We start from the raw sequence: 10,786 nt of genomic DNA, 5'->3' as shown, positions 1-10,786 counted from the left end.
TATCAATATTAACTGGAAAAGCGGAAAAAAATTATGAATTTTATACAAAAATTTTAGGTATGAGACTGGTTAAGAAAACGGTGAACCAAGACAATACTGAATCCTATCATCTTTTCTATGCTGACGCGGAAGGAACTCCAGGAACTGAAGTTACGTTCTTCGATATTCCTCATCTTGGGAGAACACACAGGGGAACTTCAGATATTTCTACGGTATCACTTAGAGTAAGAAATACAAATGCACTGTTATTTTGGAAAGACCGTTTTACCCAATTTGGAGTTCAACATGATGAAATTGAAAAAAGAGCAAATCGTGATTCATTAGCTTTCAGAGATTTCGAGGGGACTCGTTTAATCCTCGTAGCCGATAACGGTGAAAATGGTGTTAGAGCTGGGGTTCCATGGCCAAAGGATGACATACCTCAAGAACATGCCATTATCGGATTAGGGCCTGTAACCCTCACAGTGGCGATCTCTGAACCAACAATCGGTGTTTTAACAGAAGTTATGGGTTTTCGATTTGCCGGTTCTTATTCATCACTTGAAGGGAATTATCCTGATATTTTGGTTTATGCAACTGGCGAAGGCGGCAGCGGTGCGGAGGTTCATATTGAAACAAGGACTGATTTACCAAGAGTTCACTTAGGTCGTGGTGGTGTTCACCATGTTGCCTTCCGCGTTCCAAATGAAGAAGAATATAATCAATGGGCAGAGCGCTTAAAAGAATTCAGATTACCGAATTCAGGGAAAGTAGAACGGTATTACTTCAAGGCCTTATATTTCAGGGAACCTAATGGGATCTTATTTGAATTATCAACAGATACTCCAGGATTTGCGACAGATGAGCCAATGGAGACAATGGGGGAAAAACTAGCACTTCCACCATTTTTGGAACCGAAGCGAAAAGAGATTGAAGAAAATTTACGTCCATTAACTTTACATTAAATCTTGGAGGGATATATAGTGAAACATATATTCAAAAAGGGGCAAGATCCAAGAAAACCAACATTACTGTTGTTGCATGGACTGGTGGAAATGAATTAGATCTGCTGCCTATTGCTGGAAGAATTGACGAAGAGGCTTCAGTCTTAAGTGTTCGTGGAAACATATTAGAAAATGGAATGCCTAGATTCTTCCGAAGATTGGCTGAGGGAGTATTTGATGAAGAGGACCTCATTTTCAGAACTAAAGAATTAAATGACTTTCTAGACGAAGCGTCAAAAAATTATGGTTTTAATCGTGATAATATAATCGCTATTGGATACTCAAATGGAGCAAATATAGCAGCTAGTTTATTATTTCATTATCAAAAGGCACTAAAAGGTGCGATTCTTCATCACCCAATAGTGCCAAGAAGAGGTATTGAGCTTCCTGATTTAACCGGAAAGTCAGTCTTTATTGCGGCTGGCACAAATGACCCAATATGTTCGCCAGTTGAATCAACTGAACTTCAATCATTATTAGAAATGGCCCATGCGAATGTTGAACTTCATTGGGAGAATAGAGGTCATCAATTAACTATTCAAGAAGTTGATGCCGCAGCAATTTGGTATCGCAAAGAAATAATTAAATGATAAAAAAAATCGATAAGCATAAGCAAAAAAACTAATCGGAAAACGCCGATTAGTTTTTTTGCTTCGTTACTTGACGCTAGCACCTGTATTACGGCCATGGAAGATAAAAAATTAAAAGCAAAAAGTGTAATTTTAAAAATTCAAGATGGTCTTTTCAACCATTTATACCTTAATTCTTTGGACGTTTTTCTCCATTATACGATTAATATCTTCTCTTGGCGGAAAACCAAACAAACGAGAATATTCTCGACTAAATTGTGACTGGCTTTCATAGCCTACCCGAAATGCGACATCAGCGATACCTGATGTATCAGCTAATAACATGCGCCTAGCTTCTTGGAGTCTCAATTGTTTTTGAAACTGAATGGGGCTCATCGCTGTAACTACTTTAAAGTGCCGATGAAGGGTAGCAACACTCATATTCGCGATATCTGCAAGTTCTTCGATTTTAAAAGGACGATCATAGTTCTTAATGATCTGTTCAATAACATCTCTTATTCGATTGCCGTTACTGCCCTTAATTGCCATTTGTTCTAGTGATTCACCATGTGGACCTTGTAGAACCCAATAAAGAATTTCTTTCGTGAATAATGGAGCTAGAAAGGGAATATGTATAGGATTTTCAAGTAACCGGGTTAACCTAATAACAGCATCCAACAACGATGACTCTACTTTACTGACATACATAGCACGTTTTGCATTTTTCTTTTTGCCCACTTGAATTTTAGAATCACTTAACATATCAAAAATTTGATCCGGTGTAAATTCAAGTTTAAGGGCCAAATAGGGAGTATCAGTAGAGGCCTTTTTAATTTGACCGGTGACAGGCAAGTCAGCAGATGCAACAATGTAATGACCAGGACCGTACCTAAAACTCTCCTCCGCTAACAATACCTCCTTTTCTCCCTGGACGATAATACAAAAGGATGTTTCGTTTACTCTAGAAATGGGTTCTGTCACCATTGATTCACGGATTAAATATAAAGAGGGGATTGTAGTAGGATGAACCCCGTCTTGACCTGAATAACGTTCGATGAGATTGGCAAGTTCATGCTGTTGTTTGTAAATCTCTTCAGACATGTGAATTCTCCTTATTGCTTGACCTTTACTAGACACATTTTATCGTATACTTATGTTTTTAGTAAATCCTTGTGAGAGGATTAGGCAAAAATATGATATGAATGGGTTATGAGGTTCAATTGTGACTGTAGTATAGTTGGAACATGGAGAGCAGATAGGAAGAATATATATTTTTAGATAAAAACATTTAGAAAGCGAGGAATTACAAATGGAATATACTAAACTTGGCAACACGGGATTAGATGTATCGAGACTATGCCTTGGCTGTATGGGATTTGGAGAAAAGGAACGCTGGATACATCCTTGGGTCATTGATGAAGAGAGCAGTCGTACAGTTATTAAAAAAGCTATCGAATTAGGTATCAACTTTTTTGATACTGCAAATGCTTACTCAGATGGAACAAGTGAAGAATTTCTTGGACGTGCTCTTAAAGATTTTTCAAATCGAGATGAAATTGTCATTGCGACTAAGGTTTATTTCCCTATGGGCAAAGATTTGAACAGCAAAGGTCCGAACAGCAAAGGGTTATCGCGAAAACATATTATGAGTGAAATCGATAAAAGTCTTAAACGCCTCTGCACCGATTATGTGGATCTGTATCAAATTCATCGCTGGGATTATAACACACCAATAGAGGAAACAATGGAAGCACTTCATGATTTAGTGAAGGCAGGTAAAGTAAGGTACATAGGCGCCTCTGCCATGTACGCATGGCAGTTTTTAAGGGCGTTACATGTGGCTGAAAAAAATGGATGGACTAGGTTTGTATCGATGCAAAATCACCTCAACCTCATCTACCGTGAGGAGGAAAGAGAAATGTTACCGTTATGTACGGAAGAAAAAATAGGCGTTATCCCATACAGCCCTCTTGCATCGGGTAGATTAACACGTGATTGGTCCGAAGACACTCTTCGTTCTGAAACGGATGAAACCCAAAAATCTAAATACGGTGCAACTGAAAATCACGATCGACTTGTCGTGAAACGAGTTGCCGAATTGGCTGAAAAACATGGTGTTCCCAGATCTCAAATTGCACTTGCCTGGATTCTGCAGAAAGAGCCAGTAACAGCTCCAATAATTGGTGCAACCAAGATTTCTCATCTTGAAGATTCTGTGGGGGCTCTGTCGGTTAAGTTAACCACTGAAAAGGTGGGCTACTTGGAAGAGCCATATGTTCCACATCCTGTAGTCGGTGCTTTAAGTTCCAGGTAATGGTTATCCATTGCGTATAAAATGCAAAACCAAGATTTCCTGCATTAATCAGGAAACCTTGGTTTTTTAACTTATTGTCATCACAACGGTTTTATAAAACCTCAATGAACCTTTCACAAGAAAAAAAGGGCGAGTAACCTTTGTGATATAAATTTTAGTTTGTTAGATTAAATTCTTGAGCCGGTTTATCGTGTAAATTTAAAATACGGACAATTTCTGGGTTAATTTTGAGAAATACGTAGTTAGGATCTTCAGGACCATCAAACCATTTCTCAAATGAATCATCCCAAAATTGCTTTTTTAGAACATCCGAATCATTGATAGAAGATGTTCCCAAAATTTCCACATAAGAATCCATTTGTCCTTTCTGTTCATAGCCAAATAATACAGAAACCGATGGATTTTTTTCTATTTCATCTATTTTCTCTGTATCTCTTTTCGTTGGGGTATATAACGTTAATTCATCATTATAAAACGTCATATACCTTGAATGTGGCTTATTATTTTCAACAGTTGAGAGTACCCCTGTCCTATGACCTGATATTATTTTAACAACCTCGTCTTTTACATCTTTTTTGTCCATTCATTTTGCTCCTTATCGTATGATGTATTTATTTTTTCTTCATCCTTAGTTTTCATTCTCATTTATAAACAGTTTTTTATAACATCCAGGAATACGGAAGGGCTAATAAAGTTGCAAAAGCCTGTATCTTAACTGGAACTTTGAGATAAATGATCAGTTTTACACAGTAAGTGCTCGTCACAATAATGATGTAATGTGGTAATATATTTGTAGCTAAAAGATTCTGTAATAAACAGGAACACAAAGAAGCTGGAATCGAGGTGTATTAAAATGCAAATAAGAAAGTTACTTGACAACGAGAAACCACCATTTGAACTATTATTATTAGCTGACCCTTCAAATAGGCTAGTTGAAGAATATCTCAGAAGAGGATCTTGTTTTGTCGGCTTGTTGAATGCTCATATAATAGGTGTCTATGTTTTACTACCAACAAGACCCGATACAGTTGAATTAGTCAATGTGGCGGTTGATGAAAAACACCAAGGAAAGGGGTTCGGGAAACAGCTAGTTAAACATGCAATCAAAACTGCTATTAGACTGGGATTTAAAACGATTGAGGTCGGCACTGGTAATTCTAGTGTTGGGCAACTTGCCCTTTATCAGAAATGCGGCTTTAGAATAACTGGGGTAGACAGAGACTTTTTTGTGAGACATTACGATGAAGAAATATTTGAAAATAATATACAGGTTATAGATATGATACGACTATCGAAGGATTTATAATCCTGCTGTTACTCACTGCTTGTGTCCATTTAAAAAGGTTCATTTTTTAGATATAGATTGATAAAAAATCCTGAATTGATGCAGGATTTTTTCTTGTTTCACAAACGCAACCTTCTTTATTAGGGAAGGAAAAATCGTCATTTACTTAGTACAATTTTCTAAAAAACAATGAAATAAGAAATAGTTGTTGACACAGAAGTTGATAAGTATTATTATTATCTCATATTCGAGATAATTTAATTCGAGATTTACAAGGAGGTGAACGAAATGGAGAGGAAATGCAATAATCTACCCTTTCTTGTATTAATGCAAACATCTAAAGCTATCCATGAGAAAATAAAGGAAGAAATAGCAAAAAACAACTTTAGTATTACGGAATTTTCTGTTTTAGAAGTACTTTATCAAAAAGGGAAACAAACAATTCAACAAATTGGGAGTAGCATATTGATTTCTAGTGGTTCGATGACATATGTTATAGATAAGCTAGAACAAAGAGGTTTATTAAGCCGAAATGCCTGTCCAGAAGATCGCCGGGTGATACATGTCGTATTAACTGATGGCGGAAATAAATTGATGAACGAAATCATGCCAAAATATAATGAATTTGTTCATCAATTGTTTGATTCATTAAATGCTGATGAGGCGGAGATATTGGTGCATCTTTTGAAAAAAGTAAGGAATAAAGTGTAACTTTCATTTTTTTTAAACCATTATCTCGAATTCGAGACAAATAACATTTAGGAGGATTTTGATAATGATAAGTATTGGTTTATTAATTATTCGTTTGGTAGTAGGTTTATTATTTGTTGGTCACGGTGCTCAAAAATTATTTGGTTGGTTTGGCGGTTATGGTATAAAAGGTACAGGAGGCTGGTTTGAATCGATTGGTATGAAACCAGGGATAACAATGGCTCTTTTCGCAGGATTAGCAGAATTAATTGGCGGTATATTGTTTGCTTTAGGATTTTTAACTCCACTTGCAGCTATTATAATTGCCGGTACTATGGTAATGGCTATTGTAAAGGTGCATGGTCCAAATGGATTATGGGCAACAGCTAATGGATATGAATATAATCTAACATTGATTGCGGTTTCTATCGGTATAGTTTTTATTGGTCCTGGTAAATATGCTATAGATGTGTTTTTATTTTAATATATCTCGAATTAGAGATTCCTAATCTTAAACTAAAATTAAAAAGACTTAAACAATTATTAATTCCAGAAAACAATCTGACGAATAAAAAACTGAAAAGAAAGATATATTAGGATGGTGTATTATAATGGGATTTTTATCCAAATTATTCAGGAATTCATCTGAAAAGGAGACAGAAAAAATGACAAATGTAAAATTAGCAGTAATCTATTACAGCATGGGTGGAACAAATTATCAACTATCACAATGGGCTGCTGAAGGTGCAAGGGAAGCAGGCGCAGAAGTAAAGGTTCTTAAAGTACCAGAACTTGCGCCAAAATCAGCTATTGAAGGAAATCCAGGTTGGAAAGCACATGTAGAAGCAACAAAGGATGTTCCAGAAGTTAAATTAGAAGACTTAGAATGGGCAGATGCCATTATTTTCAGTGTACCTACTCGATTTGGTAACATGCCTGCACAAATGAAACAATTCCTAGATACAACCGGAGGACTTTGGTTTAATGGAAAGCTAGTAAATAAGGTTGTAAGTGCCATGACTTCCGCTCAAAATCCACACGGTGGTCAAGAGGCAACTATATTATCTCTTTATACAACCATGTATCACTGGGGTGCAATTGTCGCTGCTCCTGGTTATACTGACCCTGTAACATTTGGAGCTGGCGGTAATCCATACGGAACAAGTGTTACCGTTGGTCAAGACGGCAAAATGATTGAAGATGTTCAAGCAGCTGTAAAACATCAAGCAAAGCGTACAGTAACAGTTGCAGAATGGGTTAAAAAATCAAATCAGTAAATTTTAAGAAAAAAGCTAATCAGATTAGCTTTTTTCTTTGTTTTGAGATTTGCTAAACAGTTTTAGTTCCGAATTTTTCATGTAGAAATTTTTGCATAGATTACAAAAAACACATTAATTTGAAGTAAGATGATTAGACCTGGAACAGGAATAAAAAGGTCGAAAATAAAAAAGGAAAAAATAATACTTAAGAACAATCCCAAATGAAATATCTTAAGCTTATGGTTTTGATGCCGGTATTTATGAAAAACAACTGTGGTGGATAAAAAGTAAATGAAAGTTGCACAAAAAATAAAGTTTAGAATGAAATAATAGCTCATTTCTTTATTNNATCATACATAAGGAAATATAAATGAAGAGATGTCCGTAAAGTATGATTTGTCCAGTTGTTTTAACTGATTTATCAATCTTTTTTTCGAGATTATCAAAATATTGCCACCACAATGAAATAATGATGGAAAACGACAATACAGAGTATCCTATAGATTTCCAACTTCCAATCTCGGGATGGAGGACCGATAAGATGCTAATAATGGATTCACCAAACAAAATAAGAGTTAAAAGTCCGAACCGCTCAAATAAATGAGATGAATTCACAGGATGTTTTCTCAGATATTTTCTACCGATTAAGGGTATAAAAATATCGACGATAATCCCTATATAAAGAACAACATATTTAAACCATAAAGAAAAGAAAATCGAGCAAGTTGAAATAAAAATTCCTATCCAAAATCTGGTTGCTAAAAAATAGGCAGCCGTATTTTGTTCGTTTTTTCCCTTTATAACAACCAATAAGTATTGAATAGCAGTTAATGCCCTAACACCTATGTATCCAACTAAAAAAGGGATATAATATCGATCAAAATCAACAGATAAGCTAGAGATTAGAATTAACACAAACACCATTTGGAGGATAAGTAAAAACCTCTCATGAAATTTGTCCTTTCCAAAGCGGTTTACAAACATTGTTTGTCCTACCCATGCCCACCAGACGGGAATAAATATTAAATTGAATTTGAGTAAATTTACAAATAAAATTTCTCCTTCATCCACATTCAGTAATACATTTGTTGACTTGGATATTGCAGCCACATATAAAAGATCGCAAAAAAGTTCTAGCCAGGTTACTTTTTTCTCTACCATATTTTTTCTCCAATTTCTTAAAAGTTTAAGATAAAGTTAGATTTTAACCTAGATCTGCTACTAATAAAAGAATTAATCAGTGATGAGTTTTATAGATATTTAGTATACGGAAATAAACGGAGAAGCAATAAAACATACGAGGTATATCATTGATTCTATCTATATTTTCTAATATATGTCAAAGTTCATGATTCACACTGACAGGAATAAATACGTTTATATCAGAGAAGATAAAAGTGCAATGTGACAAGGTGTTTTTTGTTTGAAAGGAGTTTGTCATTTTGAATAGAATACTTATAAAGATGATCAGGTAATAAATTTATACATAAGGAGATAAATCTATGGCAAAAAACAAATTACTAAGGATGGACAATGTCAGTATCGTTGTAGAATCCCTTGATGATGCAATCTCATTCTTCGAGGAGATTGGCTTGAACCTCGAAGGGCGAGCCACTGTCGAAGGTGAATGGGCTGGTCGCGTAACCGGACTGGGTTCTCAGTGCGTAGAAATTGCTATGATGGTTACCCCAGATGGTCACAGCCGAATTGAACTTTCGCGATTTCTCACCCCACCTACTATATCAGATCACCGGACAGCTCCTGTAAACGCCCTCGGTTATCTACGCGTGATGTTTACCGTTGAGGACATAGATGAAATGGTATCTAGACTCACTAAGTTTGGTGCTCAGCTCGTTGGCGAAGTAGTTCAGTACGAAGACTCGTATCGGCTCTGTTACATTCGTGGACCCGAGGGACTTCTAATCGGTTTGGCGGAACAACTCGGTAACAAATAAGCAAGTGACATTTTATTAAATGCCTTTACTGAAATATATATTAATAAGGTAAAAACTGAACCAAAAACAGTGTGAAAGTAACTCGATTTTATAACAGCATTACTGAAACAACGGTAATGCTTTTTATTTTTGAAGTAACAGGAGTTTAGTCAAAAATGCTATAATTGATTAATTCTAATTTATAATAGGGAGCTTTTACTGTTTTGAATGCAAAATATATTACTTTCTACGAATTCGGCAATCCTAAAGATGTTTTAAAAATTGAATATAAAACAATTGAACCACCAAAACATCATGAAGTTCTTGTTCGAATGTTGGCACGACCTATCAATCCTTCTGATTTGATTCCAATTAGAGGGGCGTATTCTCATCGAATTTCTTTACCTAATATTCCGGGTTATGAAGGTGTTGGGATTGTAGAAGATGTAGGTCCTTTTGTTTCAAAAAAACTTATTGGCAAACGGGTTTTACCTTTGCGTGGGGAAGGTACATGGCAAGAGTATGTTAAGACATCAGCGGAATTGGCCGTTCCTATACCTGATTCCATTGATGATTTTACAGCGTCACAAATGTATATTAATCCCGTTACAGCGTGGGTAGTTTGTACAGAAGTTTTAAAATTAAAACCAAACGATGTTTTATTGGTTAACGCTTGTGGTTCTTCAATTGGACATATTTTTGTTCAATTATCAAAAATTTTAGGTTTTCAATTAATTGCAGTGACTAGAAACGATAAATATACAGAGGAATTACTTCATCTTGGTGCTTCTTATGTGATTAATACCTCTATAAGTCATCTACATGAAACCGTAATGGAATTAACAAGTGGAAGGGGGGCGGATGCCGCCATTGATTCTATTGGAGGTTCGGATGGTAATGAATTAGCTTTTTGTGTTCGCCCAAATGGACAGTTTTTAACTATTGGTCTTTTATCAGGAGTACAGGTAAATTGGGCAGATATTGTAAATCAAGCAAAAGTGAATGCGAATATATTTCATTTACGGAATTGGAACAAAAATATATCGGCAAAAAAATGGCAAGAAACTTTTGATCATTTAATACGATTAATAAATGGTAAAAAGTTAAGTTTGATGATGGTTGATTCAATGTATGACTTGTCGGATATCAAAAAGGCAATTGACGCAGTTGAATTTTCAAATAAAACAAAGGGGAAAGTATTTTTAACAAGTTACTGAGTTCATTCTTGTTCAACAAAACGGGTGCATGACTGTAACAAAGATAATGCTGTTTCTGATTGAAGGCAGGTTAGATTAAGTATAAACCTTCACAAAGTTACAGAAAAAGCCGATCATCTTAGTCATGAAAAGGAAATCGGCTTTTACATTTTTTGGCTAAAAGGTGTTTTAATTTTATATGGTAGTCTAATATAAATCATCATTTCTTCTCTTTCTTTAGAATAAGGTAGTAAAGCTATATCTATAAAACAAAAAGCCAAAAGTTTGACTGACGGCATTAAAACACATTTACAGGAGACCATTTTTAAACCAAAATATATATTTTTTAGTCACATACATTATAATCATGTTAGTAATTAACCCTATAAACCAGTTCCAGTGAATAAAGTGAATCAATGAACTGTATCTTTCAACAAGATAGGAATAAGTTGTTATGACTAGTGAAAATAGTAAGTAGTAAATAAAGGTTCTTTTTCTTCCCTTAGGATATAAAAGTATAAAAAATACACCAATTGTAGGATACACTATATAATGC

General features: G+C 35.2%; 11 protein-coding genes and 2 pseudogenes. 9 read left to right on the top strand and 4 right to left on the bottom strand.

Going from position 1 to position 10,786, the window contains the following annotated elements; all coding sequences use genetic code 11:
* Together V7083_RS18515 and V7083_RS18510 are read left to right on the top strand one after the other, a co-directional pair.
* Window positions 1-944, top strand: a 944-nt coding sequence (locus V7083_RS18515; RefSeq protein WP_335480666.1) for a ring-cleaving dioxygenase, incomplete at its 5' end; no start/stop codon positions are given.
* A gap of 18 nt (window positions 945-962) precedes the next feature.
* Window positions 963-1,573 (top strand): annotated as a pseudogene (locus V7083_RS18510) (alpha/beta hydrolase).
* Window positions 1,574-1,735: 162 nt separating this feature from the next.
* Here the strand turns inward: V7083_RS18510 and V7083_RS18505 are convergent.
* Window positions 1,736-2,653, bottom strand: coding sequence for an AraC family transcriptional regulator (locus V7083_RS18505; protein WP_335480664.1), 918 nt, complete (start codon window positions 2,651-2,653; stop codon window positions 1,736-1,738).
* 208 nt (window positions 2,654-2,861) lie between these two features.
* Between V7083_RS18505 and V7083_RS18500 the strand changes: the two genes are divergently transcribed.
* Window positions 2,862-3,866, top strand: coding sequence for an aldo/keto reductase (locus tag V7083_RS18500; RefSeq protein ID WP_335480661.1), 1,005 nt, complete (start codon window positions 2,862-2,864; stop codon window positions 3,864-3,866).
* 154 nt (window positions 3,867-4,020) lie between these two features.
* Here the strand turns inward: V7083_RS18500 and V7083_RS18495 are convergent, their stop codons facing one another.
* Window positions 4,021-4,449, bottom strand: a complete 429-nt coding sequence (locus tag V7083_RS18495) for a pyridoxamine 5'-phosphate oxidase family protein (RefSeq protein WP_335480659.1) — start codon at window positions 4,447-4,449, stop codon at window positions 4,021-4,023.
* 270 nt (window positions 4,450-4,719) lie between these two features.
* On the opposite strand from V7083_RS18495, the gene V7083_RS18490 reads away from it, so the two are divergent.
* The 4 genes from V7083_RS18490 (at window position 4,720) to wrbA (ending at window position 7,118) form a co-directional block, all read left to right on the top strand.
* Window positions 4,720-5,172 carry a GNAT family N-acetyltransferase gene (locus V7083_RS18490; protein WP_335480657.1) on the top strand — a complete coding sequence of 151 codons (453 nt, stop codon included), beginning with the start codon at window positions 4,720-4,722 and terminating at the stop codon, window positions 5,170-5,172.
* 267 nt (window positions 5,173-5,439) lie between these two features.
* Entirely contained in the window at window positions 5,440-5,862 is a 423-nt protein-coding gene (locus V7083_RS18485; protein ID WP_335480654.1) for a MarR family winged helix-turn-helix transcriptional regulator, read from the top strand.
* Window positions 5,863-5,926: 64 nt separating this feature from the next.
* Window positions 5,927-6,325 carry a DoxX family protein gene (locus V7083_RS18480; protein ID WP_335480652.1) on the top strand — a complete coding sequence of 133 codons (399 nt, stop codon included), beginning with the start codon at window positions 5,927-5,929 and terminating at the stop codon, window positions 6,323-6,325.
* A gap of 181 nt (window positions 6,326-6,506) precedes the next feature.
* Window positions 6,507-7,118, top strand: coding sequence for an NAD(P)H:quinone oxidoreductase (gene wrbA, locus V7083_RS18475; RefSeq protein ID WP_438823745.1), 612 nt, complete (start codon window positions 6,507-6,509; stop codon window positions 7,116-7,118).
* Window positions 7,119-7,195: 77 nt separating this feature from the next.
* Here wrbA and V7083_RS18470 read toward each other — a convergent pair.
* Window positions 7,196-8,261 (bottom strand): annotated as a pseudogene (locus V7083_RS18470) (low temperature requirement protein A).
* 341 nt (window positions 8,262-8,602) lie between these two features.
* On the opposite strand from V7083_RS18470, the gene V7083_RS18465 reads away from it, so the two are divergent.
* Together V7083_RS18465 and V7083_RS18460 are read left to right on the top strand one after the other, a co-directional pair.
* The gene (locus tag V7083_RS18465; protein WP_335480648.1) at window positions 8,603-9,055 is read left to right on the top strand and encodes a VOC family protein; all 453 of its coding nucleotides are present in this window, start codon (window positions 8,603-8,605) and stop codon (window positions 9,053-9,055) included.
* 203 nt (window positions 9,056-9,258) lie between these two features.
* Entirely contained in the window at window positions 9,259-10,251 is a 993-nt protein-coding gene (locus V7083_RS18460) for a zinc-dependent alcohol dehydrogenase family protein (protein WP_335480646.1), read from the top strand.
* A gap of 288 nt (window positions 10,252-10,539) precedes the next feature.
* Here V7083_RS18460 and V7083_RS18455 read toward each other — a convergent pair whose 3' ends face one another.
* The gene (locus V7083_RS18455) at window positions 10,540-10,776 is read right to left on the bottom strand and encodes a CBO0543 family protein (RefSeq protein WP_335480695.1); all 237 of its coding nucleotides are present in this window, start codon (window positions 10,774-10,776) and stop codon (window positions 10,540-10,542) included.
* Window positions 10,777-10,786 lie beyond the last annotated feature (10 nt).

Origin of the sequence: Bacillus sp. JJ1764 (assembly GCF_036962145.1) — a bacterium.
Taxonomy (GTDB): domain Bacteria; phylum Bacillota; class Bacilli; order Bacillales; family Cytobacillaceae; genus Neobacillus.
Note: the sequence above shows the minus strand (reverse complement) of the source record. Positions and strands in the feature narration are given on the sequence as shown.

Coding starts and splice junctions, on each gene's coding strand:
- V7083_RS18505 (WP_335480664.1), bottom strand. CDS start 2,653: ATGTCTGAAGAGATTTACAAACAACAGCATGAACTTGCCAATCTCATC.
- V7083_RS18500 (WP_335480661.1), top strand. CDS start 2,862: ATGGAATATACTAAACTTGGCAACACGGGATTAGATGTATCGAGACTA.
- V7083_RS18495 (WP_335480659.1), bottom strand. CDS start 4,449: ATGGACAAAAAAGATGTAAAAGACGAGGTTGTTAAAATAATATCAGGT.
- V7083_RS18490 (WP_335480657.1), top strand. CDS start 4,720: ATGCAAATAAGAAAGTTACTTGACAACGAGAAACCACCATTTGAACTA.
- V7083_RS18485 (WP_335480654.1), top strand. CDS start 5,440: ATGGAGAGGAAATGCAATAATCTACCCTTTCTTGTATTAATGCAAACA.
- V7083_RS18480 (WP_335480652.1), top strand. CDS start 5,927: ATGATAAGTATTGGTTTATTAATTATTCGTTTGGTAGTAGGTTTATTA.
- wrbA (WP_438823745.1), top strand. CDS start 6,507: ATGACAAATGTAAAATTAGCAGTAATCTATTACAGCATGGGTGGAACA.
- V7083_RS18465 (WP_335480648.1), top strand. CDS start 8,603: ATGGCAAAAAACAAATTACTAAGGATGGACAATGTCAGTATCGTTGTA.